Raw genomic sequence first — 21205 nt, 5'->3', positions numbered from 1 at the left:
CTTCGCATCGGCGATCTTTTTCGGCGTGAACTGCCGGAATTTGTCGTGGGTCAGCAGCATGACGAAAATGGTCTCGGAAATCACCATGCAGGAGGCGGTATCGTCGGAGAACTGCGGATTCCTGGTCTGCCTTTCCGCCGAGAGCCGCGAGGCCGTCGACGGCTATGTGACCAAGGCAACGGGCGCGGGCGGCAGCGCCGATCCGTCTCCGAAGCAGGATTATGGCTTCATGTATGGCCGCAGCTTCGAGGATCCCGACGGTCACATCTGGGAAGTGATGTGGATGGACGTCGAGGCCGCAACGAAGGCGCAGACCGCTGCGGCCACCGCCTGAGCCGCCGCGCAATGCGGCCATTTTAAAATAAGTGACAGGTCGCAATCCGCGCGGCGGATTGCGACAGGAGTTCAAGCAGCGGGGATGCCGTCCTGCCGTGCGTCGGCCATGGTGTGGGCGGCTTTTCTCCCCAGAGGCGGGTCGGATGGCCGGCAGGGCGGAAAGTTCAGGTCGACCGTGGCGCCGCCTCCGGGCGTCTCGGAGAGAGAAACGCTGCCGTTGTGGGTGGTCATCACCTGGGAGACGATCGAAAGCCCTAGCCCTGTCCCATCCGTGCGCGTGCTTCCGCGCTTGAAGGGCTCGAGCAGAAGTTCGGGCTCACCAAGTTGGAGACCGGATCCGAAGTCGATCACGCTCAACCGCGCGGGTGCTCCGACCTTGATGAGGACGGAGCCACCCGCTTCTCCGTGGGTCACGGCGTTTCGGATCAGATTCGAGAGCGCGACCGCGATCGCGGCTTCCGAGCCACGCACCCAGACCGGGTGTGGAGGCTCGGCGAATTCGACATCACTTCCGTTCTTCAACGCCATCGGCACGTGTTCGGCCGCAACCCTGCGCGCAAGTGCCGCAAGATCCATTTCGACCAGTTCGGCAGGTTCGGCCGAGATACGCGCCAACTGGAGCAGCATGGTGACGATCGATGACAGCTTTTGGTTCTCGGCTATCAGCTTGGTACGCAACGCAGGGTCCTGGACCAGCTCAAGGATGGTGCGCGCATTGGTCAACGGCGTACGAAGTTCGTGTGCCGCATTCGACAGGAAATTTCGTTGCGCCCTCGAAGCGACGTCTATTCGCGATAACGCGCGATTGAACGCCACCACGAGCGGCAAGAGTTCGGCCGGCGCATCTTCTTCCGGCAGTCGTCGGCCATCCGAAACCCCATCGATCATCTCTGCGGCCGCCGCGACGGCTCGGACAGGTCGCGCAATCAGCGTCGGCACGAAAACCATTGCGGTAATCGCCGTCGCTGCCAGGACAAGAATGATCGGGAGCGCAACGATGGTCGCATCGGTGAGCATTCCGGTCGTCAGTTGGCTTGCCGTATAGACCACCCCACCGGTTTCAATCCACACCTCACCCACGGGCGTGTTTCTGACCGCGGCCATCTTCTTCAGCTTCGTAGATTCGCCGTCGAACGCGTAGGCGAGGAAACTCGTCCCGTCACGGGACGTCTGAGTCTTCGGTGGACGCCACTTTGGTATCGGGCCGTAGCTGACCTCTCCATTCTTGTCGGACACGACATACCAGAATGTCGGGAAATTGCGGGTGATCTCGTCCAGCCGCGACGTCGGCTTGAGCGCGAGTTGCCCGGCTTCGTTGCGTGTGACGGCCTCCTTCAATGCGTCGGCGACGTCTGCGGCCGCCCAGGTGCCATCATCGTCACCGCCAAATCGGATGAGCAGGGCGGCTGCGCAGAGCAGCATGATGGTCGTCACCGCGCCGATCAGCGTCGCGGACAGCACCGCAATCGAGCGATGGCTGCGCCTGAGCGTTTGCCACTTCAACATCATCATTCACCACTCAAGAGATATCCGAGGCCGCGAACCGGTTTGATGACGATCTTGCAGTTGGCCGCGCGGAGGCGCCGGCGCAGCCGCGACACGTGTGCCTCGATCGCGTTGGATTGAATTTCATCGTCAAAACTGTAAGCGGCAACTTCAAGCGTCTCGCGCAGGACAACGCGGCCTATGCGCCGGACCATCGCTTCCAGGATCGCCAGTTCACGCCGCGGGACGACGATAGGCGTATGATCGATGCAGACTTCGCGATTGAGGACGTCGTAGCTCAAATTGCCGATGCGAACGATCGCCCCTCGATCCAGAAAGAGACGTCGAAGCACGGCCTTTGCTCGTGCAACCAGCTCGATCGGTTCAAACGGCTTGGCCACATAGTCGTCCGCGCCTTCGTCCAGGGCGCGCGCAATATCGATCGGATCATCGAGCGCCGTCAGCACAATGGTCGCAGGGCTGGGCTTCTGTTGCTTCAGGTCGCGCAGCAGCGCCAAACCGTCGCCATCCGGCAGTCCGCGGTCGATCACGACGAGTTCGAAGTTTCGCACCGCGACCGCGGCTCGTCCCTCCTCGAGCGTTGTGACCATGTCAGATGAACCGAAGGCCGTTCCCAGAGTGTCCCGCAGCCAGGGCCCAAGCTGAGGGTCATCCTCCACGACCAGAACTCGCACCACATTCCCCCAAGTGTAAACCAATGTTTCTACCATTACGGATGGATTACAATAAGATTACGGCCGGCAAGAAAACTGCGGTGTCCACTCGGGTGCATTGATATAATTGACCTTTTCCTCAGGGGCTCGATCGGCTTTCGGGAATGGCGGTGGTGATCGGATCGGCTCCCGATGCGCGTCAGCCCGAAAGACTCATCGAGGGCGCGGCACCGGCCAACGCGCCGATCGCCAAGCCGCCAATGGCCCCTGCGACTACGGCCGCCCCGCAACCGGCGCGGGACACCTCAGCGCTCCAAAGCCAATCTCCGTCATGATCGCGAGCTGTCGCATGCGCATCTCCTCTCGGCGACGTCCCCGCCGGAGAGGTCGATCAACATGACCGACGAATGACGGCGCGTCGGCGCGCGCAACAATACGTCGACAGAGGCGTGAGCGGGGGCACGTCAGGCTGTCGTAATGGTCGCTGTGAAAAGCATGTCGGACAACGCGGCTCGCATCGCGCTTTCCGATCTCCGTCCCAGGCTTCCGAACGATATGCCGGTCGATTTTGCGTTCTCAGCGATGGCCAAGCGGTCAGATCGCAGCCCGGCGTCTTGGCGCCGTCCGTTCAATCGATGGCTGGAGGGAGTAGAGGCGGGGTGGTCGGTGCCACTGCTCCTCGCCTGCTTCGTCAGCGTCTGGACGCTGTATCTGTCAGTGGCCTATCACGGTGCCGGCCTGCATCCCGACGTGCTGGAGACCTGGACGTATGGACGGCATTTCGTGTGGGGGTATCCCAAGCACCCGCCGCTGATGGGGTGGATTGCCGGCGCGTGGACCTCGGTCTTTCCGCTCACCGACTGGTCGCTGCAGCTGATGGCGATGACAAATGCGGCGCTGGCATTGTGGTTCGTGGACTTCATTGCAAGAAGGTTTGTGACCGGACACAAGCGCCTGATCGTGCTGCTCCTGCTGATGCTGACTCCGGCATACCAGTTTCATGCGCAGCGCTTCAACGCCAATGCCGTGTTGCTCGCTGTCTGGCCGCTTGCCACCTACTGCTTCCTCCGCGCCTTTGAAACAAGGGCGCCGCTCTGGGCGATTGCTGCCGGGGTCGCGGCGTCCCTCGCAATGCTCGGCAAATACTATTCCATCTTTCTGGTGGCGAGCTTCGTGTTGTCGGCCATCATTCACCCCGCGCGGCGTGCTTATCTCACGTCCAGTTCGCCCTGGATCTCCACCGCGGCCGGGTTGCTTGCGCTATGTCCGCATCTTCAGTGGTTGGCCGAGACAGGCGCGGAGCCGGTCTACTATGCGGCGACGCATGTACGGGCCGATTTCCTGACGTCGTTGCAGGACGCCGCCAATTTCCTGTTGGGCCTTGCTGCGGCAGTGAGTGTGTCTGCCGTGACGTGGGTGCTGATCGCCGGATATCGCATAAAGCGCCTTTCTCGGGACATCGCGGCGTCGGATCCGAATCTGAAGCTGATCTGCCACGTCGCGATCGGCACGATCGTTCTTCCTGTCGTCATATCCGTATTCCTTTGCACCGACCTTCCGTCGCTGTGGGCGCTTCAGGGATTATTTCTGCTTGCCGTGCCTGTCGTTTGCAGCACAAGCTACCGGATCGAGCGCTTCTACACGGTCAATGCCGCGCTCCTCGTTGCCGGAATAGCGATCGTTGCTGCCCTGATCGCGGCCCCAATCCATGCCCTCTACCGCAACAGCCACGGCTATGAGGAAGGACGAAGCTTTTACCACCACGCGGCCGACGAGCTCACCCGCCTGTGGCACGAGCAGATGGGTACCCCGCTTTCAATCGTCGGAGGCAACGACAGCCTTGGACTTGCGGTGGCCTTCTACAGCTCCGATCACCCGCACTATGGGGACCCTTTCGCGTACCAATATTCATTGGCATTGCCTCACGAGGTGACACCGGAGCGTGGCTGGGCAGCGCTGTGCTTCGATGATCAGTACGATTGCATTGAATGGACTGAGCGAATGGCAGCCCAGGCCGGAAGCTATCTCAGGCGCGAATTTTTCGTTCAATCGAGCTTGTTCGGAATTCCGGGCGTCAAGCGAAAGCTCGTCGCATTCCTGGTGGCGCCGTCCTCAAGCCTCGCCAATGATGTTGGTGCGGGCAAGATATCCGCAGACAGAATCATGGAGTCGCAAAACCTGTTCGTCTTGATGCGCTGACAGACTCATCGCCGGAATGTCGCAACGACGATCGCGACGGTAATCTTGCGGTAATCGATGGCCGCTTTATCGGCAGCCGGGGTCAAGGGCGTCATATCACGAAGGATAGCGGTCCATGCTTATCAGGTCGGTTTGCATCAGCCTGGGCGTTTGCGGTTTAGTCGGTGCTACTGCATTCGCACAGACATCTTCATCAAAGACCGGTTTGAGCCACCAGGCGCCCGCGACGCGAGAGGCGGCCAGTCGAGTTGAAAGGGTCAACCTCAACACCGCTCCTGTCAGCGAGCTGGTGAAGATTCCGCACCTCAGCGTCCGCGGCGTTACCGCAATCACGGAGGCGAGGGCAAAGTCGAAATTCAAGGATTGGAACGATTTCGTGGCGAGACGGGTTGTGCCGCGATTTGTCAGGATCGAGATCAAGGACCTCGTGACGTTCTAGGGAGCCTTGTTCGCCGCATACCGGTCGTTCGGCGCGGAGGATTCGACAAACAATCCGAATGGCGCGGGGGCACATCGGAGAACGCTGGTCCCGCCGCGATGTCATCCTGCGGTAAGCCCGATAGTCGATCGCTGCCATCGGCCGGCGCGGCACCTGAACTCAAATAGGGATATGCTTGAATGAAACGAGTAGCTGTTGCCTCGGCCGTCGCCGTGATCGTCATGCGGAGTCTCGCGTCGACGGAAGCTGCGGCGGATGGCCGGCGCGGAGATGCCGTGGCTGTCGGCATTGTTGGCGGCCTCGCCGTCGGCGCCCTGCTGGTCTCTACCATGACTGCGCGGGCAGCTCCGGCCTATGTCTACGAGAGGGGCTATTATTCGCCTGCCCCTGTCGTCCACTACCATCGTCACGTGTACGACTACGGCGACGAATATCCGGGCGGATATGATCACGGTTATACATCCGGGTATCGGGAGGGATACTCGGATGGCTACTGGGATAACGATTGAACGCGGTTGGGCGTCGTCGCTGCAGGTCGGCGACGGCGCCCAACTGGCCGCACATCACCGCCGCTGACGGGCGAGAAGGACCTCCGCTGTCTCCGCAACGCTGTGAGAAGTCATCCAGACCTTGCGTCCACGTGTCTTGAATATGTGAGAGCCGACCTGCAATTCAGCGCCGGCCCCGCAGCCGCGGATCGATTGCCGGGCCGCCCTGTCGCCGCCGAACCGATTGACTACCGTCGATCGGTGGGTATGCGTGGCGATTGTGTGGGGCAGGGTGATGCGCGACCGGGTTGACGGTTACGTCTTTGGATCGAAGCTGGACGCGGTGATCTGGCCGGCCATCGCGGTCATCCTTGCGGCGGGCGTCTCCGGCGGCATCACGCATGTGTGCCCCGGATGCTGGGTCGGTCCGGTGAGGTCGTCGACGCTGCGGGCCAGTCGTGGCGTTTGCAGGATATCCGTGCGGCGATCGTCGTGATCATGGTGTTCACCATGTTCTTCACGTCGCTGCTGGCGCTGATCCGGCTGTTGGACGATGCACGTCCGGACCGGAAGCCCCGTCCTAATAACTGATCCGGAGCCCGACGCCGCCGTGAAGCGTGTTGCCGACCGGCTGAGGCCCGGCGGTGCCGTTCAGGAAGATGTCGGCGATCCAGCCCTTGGTGATGCGGAAGCCGACGCGGCCGCCATATTCGAACCAGCCCTGGTTGCCGATCGTCGGCACGATGGTCCCGTCGCCGGTGACGGTGGCGACGATGCCGGAATGGGTGGCGAAGGATTGCACCCAGCCGCCATTGATATTGGTCTCGATGTTCGATCCGAACAGATGCGTCCACTGGCCGCCGATCTTGACCAGGCTGGTGCGATCGGTGCCGTCGGCGATGGTGGCGTCGAACGGATTGAAAGCCATGGCGGGATCGCTGTAGCCCTTGACCCGCTGCCAAAGTTGCCAGACCTCGACGGACGCTGCGACCTCGTCACGCGCCGACAGCCGGTTGATCCAGCCCGCGCGGCCGTAGACGCCGTAATTCTCGCTCGAGGTCTGGCTGGTGACCGACACCGGGCCGAGGCTTGTCGCATAGTTGCGCGTGTAGCGCACCTTTTCGGAGGGCGAGAGGATGGTGCCGATGTCGAAGAACGGGCGCGACGAGCCCCAGTCGACGAAGTCGTAGCGCAGCGCAAAGGCGCCGATCGGCGCGCTGGTGACGTTGTAGCCGCCCTCGCCATACTGCGTGTAGGCGATGCCGGCGAGCAGCGACAGATTCGGCGTGATGGTCTTGCGGCCATGGATGCCGGCCGAGAACGACCCGGCCGAGCCGAACGCGCTGATGCAGTCGTCGCAATTGACCTGCTCGTTGACGCCGAGCAGCACCGAGCCGAGCACGCGGTTGGTGATCATCTGGTTGAAGCGCTGATCGGCGACACCGTTGACCGAACTGCCACTCGACGGCGCGCCTGTGATCGGTGTCGGCGACGGGCTGGGCGTTGGGGTCGGCGTGGGAGTGGGTGTAGGTGTCGGCGTAGGCGATGGTGTGGCCGTAGGTGTCGGCGTCGGTGTGGGGGTCGCTCCACAGTTCGACGACAGGTTGGTATCCGAGTTGCAGTTCGGCGTTGGAGATTGAGCCTGCGCCGGCGCAGCCAGCGCCTGCAGCATCGCGAGCGACAGCGCCAACGTCACGGCCGCCGGCAGGATCAGGTGATGGAAGCCCCGCGCCATCGTCACCGTCCGCACAGCATGCCGGTCGGGTCGTCGACCGGCGGCGTCACCGGTGTCGCATCGGCGAACTGGGTGACGGTGCAGAGCCCTGCGGCCTGAGTACAGGTCGCGGCAAAGGTCCAGGGCGGGTTGTTGGTCTTCTGGATCGTGGTGCGGCCGCCGCTCGAGGTGATGATCGCGGTGTCGCCGGGTTGGGTCAGATCGATGCACTGCCGGTTCGACGTACACACCGCCGATGCGCCTTCCTGCAACACCACGGTGGTCTTGCCGCGCTGGGACAGAATATCGAGGATCGTGCCGCGAACGCCGATGGTCGCGAGCGGCGTGACGATCTTGTAGGCGGCCTTGTCAGAGTGGCCGGTGACGAAGCGGAACGCGCCCGACGTCAGGCGGATCGCGACATCGCGATAATGATGCTCGTCGTCGAACACGGTGCGATCGAGCTTGAGTGAGGCATTCGGCCCGAGCGAGAGGTTGGTGCTGTCGGCCATCACCAGCCGCGCGGCGCTTTCGAGACCGGTGCGCACCGTCTCATCGCGCAGCAGCGCGTCGCCGACATTGATCGGCGTGGTGGCGGCTGCAACGCGGACCACCTCGTTCTTCACCATCGCCGCTTCGCCGACGCGTGTCTGCGCCTGAGCGGGATGCGCCGTCAGTGCGACGGCAAGACCGAGTGTAAGCAGGGAGAAAAGGCTGCGAGGCGAATTCATTGCAATACCGATCGACTGAACATTGTCATCGTACCGGATCGGCCATGCATCTGATATTGTATATATGTCACAAACTCCCGCGAGGTGACTGGATGGTTAGTGTCGGTCGATTCGATTACGTTCAACGCTGCAGATGTGAAAGTGAGTTCCGATCACACAGGTCACACTCGTCGCGTGCAACGGCGCGATAGCTCACACTTCGCTCACACTCGTTCTCTTCGCAGCGTGCTCGCCCTTTGATCATTGCATCCAAATCTCCCTCAGGTCTGCGGCGTCCCGCCATGCGCGCGGCGGTTGTCGCGGCGATCATCTTCGTCATCGCCCATGTCGTGCTGCTGCTCGGGATCACCACGCCGGACAAGCTCTATTTCGATGAGGTGCATTATGTGCCGGCGGCGCGGCAGATGCTCCTGCCGGTGCTCGATGGCCCGATCCTCAACCCGATGCATCCGCCGCTCGCCAAGCAGATCATCGCGCTCTCGATCAAGGCGTTTGGCGACGGGCCGTTGGGTTGGCGTTATCCCGCGGCGCTGTTCGGTGCGCTCGCGCTGGTCGCCGTCTATCTCGGCGCGCTGGCGCTGTTCGCATCGCAGGAGCGCGCCGTCGCGGCCATCCTGCTCGCCTTCTTCAACCAGATGCTGTTCGTGCAGTCGCGGATTGCGATGCTGGATATTTTCGCGCTCGCCTTCTGCCTGTTCGCGATTGCAGCGTTCATCCACGGCTTCCGGCAAGCGCGGCCGCACGCCGCATTCGCGCTGGCGGGATTGGCCGCGGGGCTTGCGTGTGCGTGCAAATGGAGCGGGCTGTTCGTGCTCGCGACCTGTGTCGCGATCGTGGTCGTGATCCGTCTGATGCAGGGCTGGCGCACGCGCTTTGCCGACGCCAATGCGGAGGATTGGTACCGGCCGGACCTCTGGCCGGATTTCCGCCTTTCGCACGTCATTGTCTGTTTGGTGCTGATTCCGGCTGCCGCCTATCTCGCGACCTTCGTGCCGCTCTACGGCCTCTCGTTCAGCGACATCATTGAGGCGCAGCGCCGCATCTTTGCCGACAACACCACGACCGCGATCGCGGGCCACACCTATATGAGCTCGTGGCCGTCCTGGCCGTTCCTGGTGCGCCCGGTCTGGTACCTGTTCGAGAAGGTCGGCGATGACCGGTTCGCCGCGATCGTGTTCCTCGGCAATCCGCTGGTGCTGTGGCCGGCGTTGATCGCGCTGATCGTCGCGCTGCAAGGCTGGATCGTCGGGCGCAACCGCGATGCGTTTCTCGTGCTTGCGTTCTACCTCGGCCCGTATCTCGCCTGGGCGCTGCTGCCGCGCACGCTCGGCTTCAGCTATTACTATCTTCCGGCCGCGACGACTGCGAGCTTCGTGCTGGTCTACGCCTTGACGCGCAAGGGCGCACCGCGCTGGCTGCTATGGGCTTTCGTGGCAGTGGGATGCGCGGGATTCATCGCGATGCTGCCGGTCACGGCCGCATTCGTCGGAACGTCGATGGCGACTTTCAATCGGCTGATGCTGTTCCAGAGCTGGATTTGAATCTCTCTGAAACAGGCGATCCGCCTGCCGGGCATGGCAGCCGGATCGGGAGTGCGGGAGATTATTGCTGCGCCGTCTTGGTATCCATGTTGACGACCTGCACGCGGCGATTGGTCGGGTCCATCGGCGCGTTCGGGTCCTTCGGCCGGGTCTTGCCGTAGCCGACGGTCACGAGATCGGAGCCGTTCAGGCCGTAATGCTCGACCAGATAGGTCTTGATGGTGTCGGCGCGGCGCTCCGAGAGGTCCTGGTTATAAGCTTCGCCACCGATGGCGTCGGTATGGCCGGCGAGGACGAAGGTGGAGCCCTTCATGCTGGCGTCCGACAGCGCCTTGCCGAGCTCCTGCACCGCCTGGGTCGAGCCCTTGCTGATATCGGCCGAGTTGTAGTCGAAGTGAATCTCCAGATCGATCTTCGGCTTGTTGGCGGCGATATCGGCGATCTCCTGGCGTTCGCCGAGCGAAAGCGAACGGGTCTGCCGGTTGCGAACGGTGTTGAGGAAGCTCGTCTCCCTGGCCGTTGCGGTCGGGTCGACCTGCGTGCCGGACAGGCTGCGGGTGGCGGACTTCGGTTTCAACGCATTGAGGATCTGGGCGGCCGGAATGATGTCGCTGCCGGCCAGTGCGACGCCCGCCGTCATCGACAGCGCGGCGCCGATTGTCAAAAAAGACATGGAAAGAGAGCGGGGCATGGTTTTCGTCCTTAAATCTGGGCCAGCCGATCCGGCTTGCTGTCATTTTGATGCTGGGAACCTAGGACCGGTTCAAAGCCCGGAATGTGATCTAGGTCACGGTTTGGTGTGCCGCGCCCCCCTTGTGCCAACCGGGGGTAGACTGCGGAGAGGGAGGGCAGCATGGCCCACGTCAATCGCGTCCTTCGCTCGATCAATGACGAGGACGCCACGCGCTGCGTCGATATCTTCCTGCGCCCGGAAGGCAGCATCGGCTTCGAGGAATATCGGCGGGACGTGGAAGATGGCCGCGGCTGGTTTCCAATTGGCGGCCACTCGTCCCGGGTCTTCCATGAGGAAAGCGCCGCGCTTGCGGCGGCGATGCGGGACGTTCCCTGGTTGCGGCGGATTGCCGGATCGGCCTGGCAGGCCGGAATAGCTCGTACGCCAGAGCAGGCATGATGATGCGGGGCTGATTTCCACCGCGCGGCTCTCCACACCTGCGCGAATCTCACTACATTGCCCGGGCAATGCCCCGCGCCGCCGAACCCTTATCCCTCAACAATGCCGCCGCCCGCCACATCTGGCTGCGCGCGCAGCGGCTCGATACACAGGCGCCGTTCGGGGAAGGAGCGTCAGCCGTAGCGGCCGCTGTCGACCATCTCGGCTATGTGCAGATCGACACCATCAACGTGATCGAGCGCTGCCATCACCACATCCTGTTCACTCGGATTCCGGACTATCGCCGCGCCGACCTCAAGCAGGCGCAGAGCCAGGACAAGAGCGTGTTCGAATACTGGACGCACGCGCTGTCCTACGTGCCGTCCAAGGACATCGGCATCTTCCTGCCGGCGATGAAGGCGCACAAGCGCGACGGCCACAAATGGTTCTCGTCGGTGACCCCCGCGGATACCCGCAAGATCATGCGGCTGCTGCGCGAGGGACCACTGACCATCCGCGACATCGAAGACGACGTGCTGACCGAGAAGGAGCATCTCTGGCAGAGCCGGAAACCCTCCAAGCGCGCGTTGCAGCTCGCCTTCTATGGCGGCGTGGTCACGATCAGCGAGCGCGCCGGCATGCTGAAGACCTACGAGCTGATGAGCAGGCATTTCGGCTGGGACAAGCCGCCGAAGCCCGCACCGGCCTCGGCCCGGACAACCTATCTGATCGACCGCGCGCTGCGCTCGCAGGGCATCGTCAGCCTGGATTCGATCTGCCATCTCGATGCGCCGAGCAAGAAGGCGGTGCGCAGCCTGATCGAGGCGAGGGTGCGCCGCAAAGAGCTGGTCCGGATCGCGCTCGATGGCGCCGGCAAGCAGGAGCATTGGGCGCGCCCCGAGGTGCTGGAAGCGACCGGCGAGGGGGATCCCTCTTTGGTCCACATCCTCTCGCCGTTCGATCCCCTGATCATCCAGCGCAAGCGCACCGAGCTGTTCTTCCGCTATGGCCACCGCTTCGAGGCCTATGTGCCGAAGGAGAAGCGCCTGTTCGGCTATTTCGCGCTGCCGGTGCTGGTCGGCGACGACATCGTCGCGGCCCTCGACCTGAAGACCGACCGGCAGAACAAGAAGCTCCTGATGCAGAAATGGAGCTGGGTCGGCAACGGCAAGAAGCCGGCCTCGCGCAAGGAGCTGAAGCGCCGCATCGAGGAGGAGCTCGACCGCTTCGAGCGATTCCAGCTCGCTGAATAGCCCCCGGCGTTGGGCGGGCTGCTCGCGGAGCGGTTCCCGATTGCGTTGTGCGCTACGAGTTTTTGCCATTGCCCAATGCCGGGCCAGCCAATAATCCTCAGGGCAAGCAATAGCTTTGGGGGAAACAGATGAGCCGGACCGCAACCCTTGCGCCTGATGGCGGCGCCCGCAGCGAGGTCGAGACGTCCACGATCCGCGCGATCTCCTGGCGGCTGATCCCGTTCCTGATCCTGGCCTACTTCTTCTCCTATCTCGACCGCGTCAATCTCAGCTTCGCCGCGCTCACCATGAACGCGGAGCTGAAGTTCTCGCCGCTTGTGTTCTCGTTCGGCGCCGGCATCTTCTTCATCGGCTATTTCATCTTCGAGGTGCCGAGCAATCTGGCGCTCGAGAAGTTCGGCGCCAGCAAATGGATCGCCCGCATCATGGTGAGCTGGGGCATTCTCTCGGCCTTGATGGCAGCGGTCTATGACGAGCACAGCTTCTACGCGCTGCGCTTCTTCCTCGGCGTCGCCGAGGCCGGTTTCTTCCCCGGCATCATTCTCTATCTCACCTACTGGTATCCGGCCGAATATCGCGCACGCTTCCTTGCCGCCTTCGCGATCGCCGTCCCGGTCTCGACCGCGATCGGCGCGCCGATCTCCGGGCTTCTGCTCGGGCTCGACGGTGTCATGGGCCTGAAGGGCTGGCAGTGGCTGTTCATCATCGAGGGCGTGCCCTCGGTGCTGCTCGGCATCGTCACCTGGTTCTATCTCACCGACCGGCCGGAGCGGGCCGACTGGCTCTCGACCGAGCAGAAGGCGTGGCTGAAGGCGAAGCTCGACGCTGAAGTCGCGGCCAAGCAGGCGGCGAAGCACTTCACGCTGTTCGAGGCCCTGTCCTCGCCGAAGGTGCTGGCGCTCAGCGCGATCTATTTCGGCTTCGTGGCCGCGCTCTACGGCATGCAGTTCTGGCTGCCGCAGATCGTCAAGGCGTTCGGCCTGACCAACGCGCAGACCGGCTTCGTCACCGCGATCCCCTATGCGTTCGGCACCGTCGCGATGATCCTGTGGGCACGCCGCTCGGACGCCGCGCGCGAGCGGGTGTTTCATGTCGGCGCGCCGCTGCTGCTGACGGCGCTGGCGCTCGCCGTCTCCAGCTACATCACCGATCCGATCATGACGATGGTCGTGCTGACGGTCGCCGCAATCGGTATCTTCTGCACCTTCGCGGTGTTCTGGACGCTGCCGACCGCCTGGCTGTCCGGCACTGCCGCCGCCGGCGCGATCGCGTTGATCAACTCGATCGGCAACCTCGCAGGCTTCGGCGGACCCTATCTGATCGGCTGGGTCAAGGAGGCGACCGGCAGCACCTCGACCGGCCTATTGGTGCTGTCATTGCTGCCGCTGATCGGCGGGCTCCTGGTGTTCCTCGGCAGCCACGAGACCAAGACCGAGTTCGTGGGGGCGAAGTAGCTCGCGTCGTGACAGCTGCGTCGCTTCGCCCCATCGGGGCTACGGGCTACGCACTAGACAAAAAAATCGAAAACAACCCCATGCACAGTCTCGGATTGCGCGAAGCCAGTCATCGGGCGCGCATTCCCGCGACCTGTTGCCTTCATCCTGCTACGCACTGCTTTCCACTCGCCAGTCTCCCGGCCGAATGCCGCCCGTCCTCACGAATTGGTTACTGCTGACGAATATTGACATTCATCAGTGATAAATCGATAGTCTTCATCAGTCGTCAGCCCGATGGAGATTTCAGATGTTCGGCCGTTCCATTTTCTCGAGCTATTACAGGCTCTTGACGGGAGCCGCGCTGGCTTTCGCGGTGTTCGCGCTGACCGGGTGCAACGAAAAGGCGGCCGAAACCGCCGATCCCGGACGCCCCGTGCTGGTGGCGACCGTCCATTACGAAGCCGAAACCCCTGAGCGCAGCTTTGTCGGCACCATCAAGCCCCGTATCGAAGCCGATATGGGCTTTCGGGTTGCCGGCAAGGTGGCCAAGCGGCTGGTCGAAGTCGGACAGACAGTCGACGTCGACCAGCCCTTGGCCACCCTCGACGAGGTCGACCTGAAGCTCCAGGCCGAGCAGGCGGAGGCCGAGTTCCGCGCCGCCACCGGCGTGCTGGCGCAGGCCGCGGCTGCCGAGCAGCGCGCCAAGGATCTGAAGGTCAAGGGCTGGACCACCGATGCGGCGCTCGATTCCGCCAAGGCTGCCGGCGACGAGGCCCGCGCGCGGTTGAACCGCGCCGAGCGCTCGGTCGAACTGACCAAGAACTCCCTCTCTTACGCAACGCTGGTGGCCGACACCCGAGGTGTCGTCACAGCGACCATGATCGAGCCCGGCCAGGTGGTTGCCGCGGGCCAGGCCTCGATCCGTGTCGCCCGACTTGGTGAGAAGGAAGCCGTCGTCGCGATCCCCGAGACGCTTCTCGCTCGTGCCAGGTCGGGCGTTGCCACGGTGACGCTGTGGTCGGATGCCAAGAAGTCCTACGCCGCCAGGCTGCGCGAGGTCGCGCCGCAGGCCGATCCCGCCACCCGCACCTATCTCGCAAAATTCTCGCTGCCGGACGCCGACGAGGCGGTCTCGCTCGGCATGACCGCGACGCTGACCTTGGCCGACAAGGCGAGCGAGCGGGTGGCAAAGCTGCCGCTGTCGGCGCTGTACAGCCAGGGCGGCGATCCCTCGCTCTACATCGTCGACGACAAGGGCGACATCGCGCTGAAGCCGGTCAAGGTGAAGGCCTATGAGAGCAACAACGTCGTGATCTCCGGCGGTGTCGACGATGGCGCCAAGGTGGTCGCCCTCGGTGTGCAGAAACTCGATCCGAGCCAGAAGGTACGGGTCGTGTCGTCGCTGTCGTTCTGATCCTCGCAATACAGCAGAAACGGTTCTGGGACCTGGTCTAGAACTTGGAGAGTTCGATGAAGCGCTTCAACCTTTCGGCCTGGGCGGTCAGCCATCCGACGCTGGTGCTGTTCCTGATGATCATCCTCGGCGTCGCCGGCTTCTTCTCCTATGAGAAGCTCGGTCGCGCAGAGGATCCGTTCTTCACCGTCAAGGTGGTGAACGTCTCGGTGATGTGGCCGGGCGCGACCTCGCAGGAAATGCAGATGCAGGTCGCCGATCCGATCGAGAAGCGGCTGCAGGAGCTGCCGTTCTTCGACAAGGTGCAGACCTATTCCAAACCGGGCTTCACGGCCATGCAGGTCTCCTTCAAGGATTCGACTTCGCCGAAGGACGTGCCCTATCTCTTCTATCTGCTGCGCAAGAAGCTGGTCGACGTGCAGGGCGAGCTGCCCTCCGGCATCCTCGGTCCCGTGGTCAACGACGAATTCTCCGACGTCGATTCGATCCTCTACATGATGACCGGCGACGGCGCCAATTACGCGCAGCTCAAGAAGGTCGCGGAAGGTTTTCGCCAGCGCCTGCTGAAGGTGCCTGGTGTTACCAAGATCGATCTGTACGGCACTCAGGACGAGCGCATCTTCGTCGAGTTCTCGCATGCCAAGCTGGCGACGCTCGGCATCACGCCGCAGGCGCTGTTCGATTCGCTCGCCAAGCAGAACAACGTCACGCCGGCCGGCACCGTCGAGACCTCCTCGCAGCGCGTGCCGCTGCGCGTCACCGGCGCGCTTGACGGCGTCAAGGCGGTTTCCGAGACGCCGGTCGAGAGCAACGGCCGCGTGTTCCGGCTCGGCGATATCGCAACCGTCAGCCACGGCTATGTCGATCCGCCGACCTTCAAGGTGCGCCAGGAAGGCAAGCCCGCGCTCGGCATCGGCGTCGTCACCGCCAAGGGCGCCAACATCCTCGAACTCGGCAAGCAGGTCCAGCAGGCCACCGCCGAGTTCCTGAAGGCGGTGCCGCAGGGCATCGACGTCCAGCAGATCGCCGACCAGCCCAAGGTGGTCGAGCACGCCGTCGGCGAGTTCGTGCACTCCTTCGTCGAGGCGCTCGCGATCGTGCTGTTCGTCTCCTTTGTCGCACTCGGCTGGCGCACCGGCATCGTGGTCGCGCTGTCGGTGCCGCTGGTGCTCGGCATCGTCTTCATCGTGATGAACGCAATGTCGCTCGACCTGCACCGCATCACGCTCGGCGCGCTAATCATCGCGCTCGGCCTTCTGGTCGACGACGCCATCATCGCGGTCGAGATGATGGTGGTGAAAATGGAACAGGGCTGGGACCGCATGAAGGCGGCGTCCTTTGCCTGGGAATCTACTGCGTTTCCGATGCTCACGGGGACGCTGGTCACAGCCGCTGGCTTCCTCCCCATCGGCTTTGCCAATTCGGCGGTCGGCGAATATGCCGGCGGCATCTTCTGGATCGTGGCGATCGCGCTGGTCGCCTCATGGTTCGTCGCGGTGATCTTCACGCCCTATATCGGCGTCAAGCTGCTGCCCAACATCAAGGTGCACCAGAACCACGATCCGCACGCGATCTACGAGACGCGGATGTATCGCGGCCTGCGCAGCGTCGTGCAGTGGTGCGTCGATCACCGCATCAAGGTGGTGGTGGCGACCGTCGGCGTCTTCGTCGCCGCGATCATAGGCTTCGGCCACGTCCAGCAGCAGTTCTTCCCGCTGTCGGAGCGGCCCGAGCTGTTCCTGCAGCTCCGCCTGCCCGAGGGCACGGCGTTCAACGTCACCGAGAAGACGGTGAAGAAGGCCGAAGGGCTGCTGAAGGATGACCAGGACATCCAGACCTACACGGCTTACGTCGGTCAGGGCTCGCCGCGCTTCTGGCTCGGCCTCAACCCGCAACTGCCCAACGAGGCGTTCGCCGAGATCGTGATCCTCGCCAAGAACGTCGAGGCGCGCGAGCGCGTCAAGGCCAAGATCGAGCAGGCCGCCGCCGACGGCGCGCTGAACGAGGCGCGGGTCCGGGTCGACCGCTTCAATTTCGGTCCGCCGGTCGGCTTCCCGGTCCAGTTCCGCGTGATCGGGCCGGATGCCAACAAGGTGCGCGACATCGCCTACCAGGTCCGCGACGTCATGCGCCAGAACAAGAACGTCAAGGACGTCCAGCTCGACTGGAACGAGCAGTCGCCCTATCTGAAGCTCGCCGTCGATCAGGATCGGGCGCGCGCGCTCGGCCTGACCCCGCAGGACGTCTCGCAGGCGCTGGCGATGCTGATCTCGGGCGCGCCGGTCACCACGATCCGCGACGGTATCGAGAAGGTCGGCGTGGTCGCCCGGGCGGTGCCATCCGAGCGGCTCGATCTCGGCCGCGTCGGCGATCTCACCATCACCACGCGTAACGGCGTCGCCGTGCCGCTGCAGCAGATTGCCAAGATCGAATATGCGCATGAGGAGCCGATCCTTTGGCGGCGCAACCGCGACATGGCGATCACCGTGCGCTCCGACGTGGTCGACGGCGTGCAGGCGCCCGACGTCACCAACCAGATCGCGCCGAAGCTCAGGGATATCCAGGCCCATCTCGAGCCGGCCTACCGGATCGAGCCGGGCGGGGCGTTCGAGGAATCCGCCAAGGGTAATGCGTCGATCTTCATCCTCTTCCCCGTGATGGTGATGGTGATGCTGACGCTGCTGATGATCCAGCTGCAGAGCTTCTCGCGCCTGACGCTGGTGTTCCTGACCGCGCCGCTCGGCATCGTCGGTGCCTCGCTGGGGCTCAACGTCGCCAACCAGCCGTTCGGCTTCGTGGCGCTGCTCGGGCTGATCGCGCTCGCCGGCATGATCATGCGCAACACCGTGATCCTGGTCGATCAGATCGAGAGCGACGTGGCGTCCGGGCTGACCCGGCGCGAGGCGATCGTCGAGGCCACCGTCCGGCGCGCCCGTCCGGTGGTGCTGACCGCGCTCGCCGCGATCCTCGCCATGATCCCGCTGTCGCGCTCGGCGTTCTGGGGCCCGATGGCGATCACCATCATGGGCGGTTTGTTTGTTGCGACTTTCCTGACCTTGCTGTATCTGCCGGGCCTTTACGCCCTCTGGTTCCGCAAGACCCTCGAGGAGAGCGGCCCCGAGCAAATCAATACTGCGCCGCAGCATGCCGGCGATGCGCAACGCGCATTTCCGCTTGCTGAAGCCGCTGAATAATTGAACATTGAGCAGGCCAACATGACACTGATCACGGAACATAGCGAAACCGACACCCGCGAGCGGATTCTCGTGGTGGCGGAGCGCTTGTTCCGGCAGATCGGCTATCAGAAGACCACGGTCGCCGACATCGCCAAAGAGCTGCGGATGAGCCCCGCCAACGTGTACCGCTTCTTCGATTCGAAGAAGTCGATCCACGAAGGCGTGGCGCGCGGCCTGATGGGCGAGGTCGAGATCGAGGCGCAGCGCATCGCGCGGTCGGAAGGGCCGGCTGCGACGCGCTTGCGCCAGATGATGACCACCATCAATCGCATGAACACCGAGCGCTATGTCGGCGATTCCAAGCTGCACGAGATGGTCGAGATCGCGATGCAGGAGGACTGGGAAGTCTGCGTCGCCCATATGGAGCTGATCGGCAACATCATTGGCGAGGTGATCGCGCAGGGCGTGGCCTTGGGCGAATTCGAGGTCGAGGACCTGGAGGTCGCCGCACTTTGCGCCTGCACGGCGATGATGCGGTTCTTCCATCCGCAGATGATCGCCCAATGCGCCACCAAGCCGGGCCCGACCATCGACCAGATGATCGATTTCGTCATCGCCGGCCTGTCGCCGCGCGCCCGCGCCCATTGAGCGCCAGCACTGACGTTTTCGTCAGTTGACTCTTTCCGCATTGCAAGCGAAGCGACATCGTAGCCCGGATGAAGCGCAGCGCAATCCGGGTATGCATCCGCTTGTGAGACGAGTCCCGGATTACGCTGCGCTTCATCCGGGCTACCGTGAGAAGGGGCGCCCGTGACCGCAAAAGACCTGCACTTCTACGAGCCGAAGAACGGCCACGGCCTGAAGCACGATCCGTTCAATGCCATCGTGGCGCCGCGGCCGATCGGCTGGATCTCCTCGCGTGACAAGGGCGGCAACGTCAACCTCGCACCCTACAGCTTCTTCAACGCCTTCTGCTACGTGCCGCCGATCATCGGCTTCTCCTCCACCAACTGGAAGGACAGCGTCGCCAACATCCAGGACACCGGCGAGTTCGTCTGGAATCTGACGACGATGGATCTGGCCAAGAACATGAACGCAACCGCGGCGCATGTCGCCCGCGACGTCGACGAGTTCAGGATCGCCGGGCTGACGCCGGTCGCCGGCAAGCTCGTCAACGTGCCGCGCGTCGCCGAAAGCCCGGTGTCGTTCGAATGCAAGGTGAGCCAGATCGTCCAGCTCCAGGGGGCCGACGGCAAGAAGGCCGAGGCCTGGCTGACCCTCGGCGAGGTCGTCGCCGTGCACATCGACAAGGCCTTCATCAAGGACGGCGTCTATCAGACCGGTCTTGCACACCCGATCGTCCGCGCCGGCCGCCGTGGCGACTATTTCGAGATCAAGCCGGAAAACATGTTCGAGATGATCCGGCCGGATTGAGTGTCGCTGTGTCTTCTCCCTCTCCCCGTTCTATACGGGGAGAGGGCAGGGGTGAGCGGCTGTCTCCGTGAGCTGTGATCGTCGTGAGACCTGTACCCCCTCACCCGAAATTCAAGCTGTGCTTGAATTTCGACCTCTCCCCGCAGGCGGGGCGAGGTGAGGAACGTCGCTCCGCAGTGACGATCCCACACCACAACAATGTGAAATTTCCGCGCACTGCGATGAAAAACCGTCACTCGCAACCTCGGCGCGAGCAGTCTAACCTTCCATGAGCCAGGCCGGATCAACGGCCGGCCAACAGTAGTGGGAGGATGCGATGACACGCCACGAGCGGAGCGATCAAAAAGAACCGCGGCGCGACCCGAACGTTTCCCGACGAACGCTTGTCCAGGGGCTCGCGGTTTCCGCTGCCGCCGTGACGGGCATCGGCAGTGCGCTGGCCCAGAATGCGCCGGCGCCGGTCGGGCCACCGACAACCATCACCAGCCCGCCGCGCGACTTCAGCCCGCGCGGGGCGCCGACCACCTATTTCTGGGACCCCGACATCATCGCGGTCGATCCGTCCTTCAACGACCCGGCCCAGCCCAACACCTCGATCAAGCGCCTCCATACCGGGCTGCTTTGGGCGGAAGGCCCGGCCTGGAGCTCGCAGGGCCGCTATCTGCTGTGGAGCGATATCCCGAACAACCGGCAGATGCGCTGGTCCGAGGATGACGGCCATGTCAGCGTGTTCCGGATGCCGTCGAACTATTCGAACGGCAATTCGTTCGACTTCCAGGGCCGGCAGCTTTCCTGCGAGCATCTCACCCGCCGCGTGACGCGCTACGAGAATGACGGCACTGCGACCGTGCTGGCGGATTCCTATCAAGGCAAGCGGCTGAACTCGCCGAACGATATCGTCGCGCATCCCGACGGCAGCTACTGGTTCACCGATCCGCCCTATGGCGGCCAGCTCTATGAGGGCGAGCCTGACGCGGCCGGCGGCCCCGGCAATTCCGCCGGCAAGCTCAATCCACGGATCGGCCAGCCGGCGGGCTTCGTGGCGGCCAAGCGCGAGCTGCCGACCAATTGCTATCGCATCGATCCCTCCGGCCGCGTCGATCTCGTGGTCAGCGAGGACCAGGTGCCGGATCCGAACGGCATCTGCTTCTCGCCTGATTACAAGAAGCTCTACGTGGTCTCGACCGGCAAGGGGCCGGGCGATAGCGGCCCGGGCGGCAAGGGCGACGTCTTCGTGTTCGATGTCGGTGCCGACAACAAGCCTGTTAACGGCAAGCGGTTCAGCGATTTCACGATCGACGGCGTGAAGTGCGGGCCGGACGGCATCCGCTGCGACGTCAACGGCAATGTCTGGTGCTCGAGCAATGCCGGCCGCGCGGTCGGCTACAACGGCGTCACGGTGTGGTCGCCGGAAGGCAAGCTGCTCGGTCGCATCCGGCTGCCCGAGGTTTGCGGCAACATCACCTTCGGTGGCCCCAAGCGCAACCGCCTGTTCATGGCCGCGAGCCAGTCGCTCTACGCAGTCTATACCGCGACCCAGGGAGCCGGGCCGGCCTGATCTCGATTTCACTTCACCTCTCCCCAGCGGGGAGAGGTCGATTTGCGAAGCAAATCGGGGGAGGGGGAGCTGCTCCAACGAGAGACCGCAACCCCTCACCCGGCGCTGCGCGCCGACCTCTCCCAAGGGAGAGGCGAACTTTCGCCGCCGCCGGCCACTGGCCAGCCTCGCGCGGACCGGACGGCCCGGCGCCATCCCCCGCTACCTTACTGTCGC

Annotated in this window: 19 protein-coding genes; 13 read left to right on the top strand and 6 right to left on the bottom strand. The window is 63.5% G+C overall.

Annotated elements, in window-relative coordinates:
* The coding region (locus tag FNJ47_RS51640; protein WP_488226101.1) for a VOC family protein at positions 1–334 on the top strand (334 nt) is incomplete at its 5' end.
* A 71-nt stretch (positions 335–405) separates the two neighbouring features.
* On the opposite strand, the gene FNJ47_RS31440 is transcribed toward FNJ47_RS51640, so the two are convergent.
* Together FNJ47_RS31440 and FNJ47_RS31435 are read right to left on the bottom strand one after the other, a co-directional pair.
* A complete protein-coding gene (locus FNJ47_RS31440; RefSeq protein ID WP_163159830.1) occupies positions 406–1845 on the bottom strand; it encodes a sensor histidine kinase in 1440 nt (479 codons plus the stop codon).
* Complete coding sequence (locus FNJ47_RS31435) at positions 1845–2516, bottom strand: response regulator (protein WP_163159828.1); 672 nt, start codon at positions 2514–2516, stop codon at positions 1845–1847. Before FNJ47_RS31435 ends, FNJ47_RS31440 begins: the two co-directional genes overlap by 1 nt.
* A 534-nt stretch (positions 2517–3050) precedes the next feature.
* Between FNJ47_RS31435 and FNJ47_RS31430 the strand changes: the two genes are divergently transcribed.
* Positions 3051–4694 carry a glycosyltransferase family 39 protein gene (locus tag FNJ47_RS31430; RefSeq protein WP_163159829.1) on the top strand — a complete coding sequence of 548 codons (1644 nt, stop codon included), beginning with the start codon at positions 3051–3053 and terminating at the stop codon, positions 4692–4694.
* Between the two features lie 96 nt (positions 4695–4790).
* Here the strand turns inward: FNJ47_RS31430 and FNJ47_RS31425 are convergent, their stop codons facing one another.
* Positions 4791–5114: a hypothetical protein gene (locus tag FNJ47_RS31425; protein ID WP_163159827.1), complete on the bottom strand. Its 324-nt coding sequence runs from the start codon at positions 5112–5114 to the stop codon at positions 4791–4793.
* Between the two features lie 198 nt (positions 5115–5312).
* Here FNJ47_RS31425 and FNJ47_RS31420 point away from each other — a divergent pair, with 198 nt between their 5' ends.
* Together FNJ47_RS31420 and FNJ47_RS31415 are read left to right on the top strand one after the other, a co-directional pair.
* The gene (locus tag FNJ47_RS31420) at positions 5313–5642 is read left to right on the top strand and encodes a hypothetical protein (protein WP_163159826.1); all 330 of its coding nucleotides are present in this window, start codon (positions 5313–5315) and stop codon (positions 5640–5642) included.
* 393 nt (positions 5643–6035) lie between these two features.
* The gene (locus tag FNJ47_RS31415) at positions 6036–6212 is read left to right on the top strand and encodes a hypothetical protein (protein WP_163159825.1); all 177 of its coding nucleotides are present in this window, start codon (positions 6036–6038) and stop codon (positions 6210–6212) included.
* Here the strand turns inward: FNJ47_RS31415 and FNJ47_RS31410 are convergent.
* Together FNJ47_RS31410 and FNJ47_RS31405 are read right to left on the bottom strand one after the other, a co-directional pair.
* Positions 6202–7356, bottom strand: coding sequence for a hypothetical protein (locus FNJ47_RS31410; protein WP_163159824.1), 1155 nt, complete (start codon positions 7354–7356; stop codon positions 6202–6204). The two genes, FNJ47_RS31415 and FNJ47_RS31410, sit on opposite strands and share 11 nt — an antisense overlap.
* Before the next feature lie 2 nt (positions 7357–7358).
* Positions 7359–8066: a FecR family protein gene (locus FNJ47_RS31405; RefSeq protein WP_163159823.1), complete on the bottom strand. Its 708-nt coding sequence runs from the start codon at positions 8064–8066 to the stop codon at positions 7359–7361.
* Between the two features lie 281 nt (positions 8067–8347).
* Between FNJ47_RS31405 and FNJ47_RS31400 the strand changes: the two genes are divergently transcribed.
* Positions 8348–9607, top strand: coding sequence for a phospholipid carrier-dependent glycosyltransferase (locus FNJ47_RS31400; protein ID WP_163159822.1), 1260 nt, complete (start codon positions 8348–8350; stop codon positions 9605–9607).
* A gap of 61 nt (positions 9608–9668) precedes the next feature.
* Here the strand turns inward: FNJ47_RS31400 and FNJ47_RS31395 are convergent, their stop codons facing one another.
* Positions 9669–10298, bottom strand: coding sequence for an OmpA family protein (locus FNJ47_RS31395; protein WP_163159821.1), 630 nt, complete (start codon positions 10296–10298; stop codon positions 9669–9671).
* A 162-nt stretch (positions 10299–10460) separates the two neighbouring features.
* Between FNJ47_RS31395 and FNJ47_RS31390 the strand changes: the two genes are divergently transcribed.
* The 8 genes from FNJ47_RS31390 to FNJ47_RS31355 all read left to right on the top strand — a co-directional run bounded on the left by FNJ47_RS31390 (position 10461) and on the right by FNJ47_RS31355 (position 20989).
* Entirely contained in the window at positions 10461–10739 is a 279-nt protein-coding gene (locus tag FNJ47_RS31390) for a hypothetical protein (RefSeq protein ID WP_163159820.1), read from the top strand.
* A 68-nt stretch (positions 10740–10807) separates the two neighbouring features.
* Positions 10808–11971: a winged helix-turn-helix domain-containing protein gene (locus FNJ47_RS31385; protein ID WP_163159819.1), complete on the top strand. Its 1164-nt coding sequence runs from the start codon at positions 10808–10810 to the stop codon at positions 11969–11971.
* Between the two features lie 128 nt (positions 11972–12099).
* Positions 12100–13425 (top strand): MFS transporter, encoded by a 1326-nt coding sequence (locus tag FNJ47_RS31380; protein WP_163159818.1) that lies wholly within the window; start codon positions 12100–12102, stop codon positions 13423–13425.
* 289 nt (positions 13426–13714) lie between these two features.
* Positions 13715–14821 carry an efflux RND transporter periplasmic adaptor subunit gene (locus FNJ47_RS31375; RefSeq protein ID WP_163159817.1) on the top strand — a complete coding sequence of 369 codons (1107 nt, stop codon included), beginning with the start codon at positions 13715–13717 and terminating at the stop codon, positions 14819–14821.
* Positions 14822–14877: 56 nt separating this feature from the next.
* Positions 14878–18015: an efflux RND transporter permease subunit gene (locus tag FNJ47_RS31370; RefSeq protein ID WP_163159816.1), complete on the top strand. Its 3138-nt coding sequence runs from the start codon at positions 14878–14880 to the stop codon at positions 18013–18015.
* Positions 18016–18036: 21 nt separating this feature from the next.
* Complete coding sequence (locus tag FNJ47_RS31365; RefSeq protein ID WP_163159815.1) at positions 18037–18645, top strand: TetR/AcrR family transcriptional regulator; 609 nt, start codon at positions 18037–18039, stop codon at positions 18643–18645.
* 162 nt (positions 18646–18807) lie between these two features.
* A complete protein-coding gene (locus FNJ47_RS31360; RefSeq protein ID WP_163159814.1) occupies positions 18808–19431 on the top strand; it encodes a flavin reductase in 624 nt (207 codons plus the stop codon).
* A 316-nt stretch (positions 19432–19747) separates the two neighbouring features.
* Positions 19748–20989, top strand: a complete 1242-nt coding sequence (locus FNJ47_RS31355) for an SMP-30/gluconolactonase/LRE family protein (protein ID WP_163159813.1) — start codon at positions 19748–19750, stop codon at positions 20987–20989.
* The last annotated feature ends 216 nt before the right edge of the window (positions 20990–21205 follow it).

Source organism: Bradyrhizobium uaiense, from assembly GCF_010811875.1.
Taxonomy (GTDB): Bacteria; Pseudomonadota; Alphaproteobacteria; order Rhizobiales; family Xanthobacteraceae; genus Bradyrhizobium; species Bradyrhizobium uaiense.
This window is presented reverse-complemented; position numbering and strand designations above follow the sequence as displayed.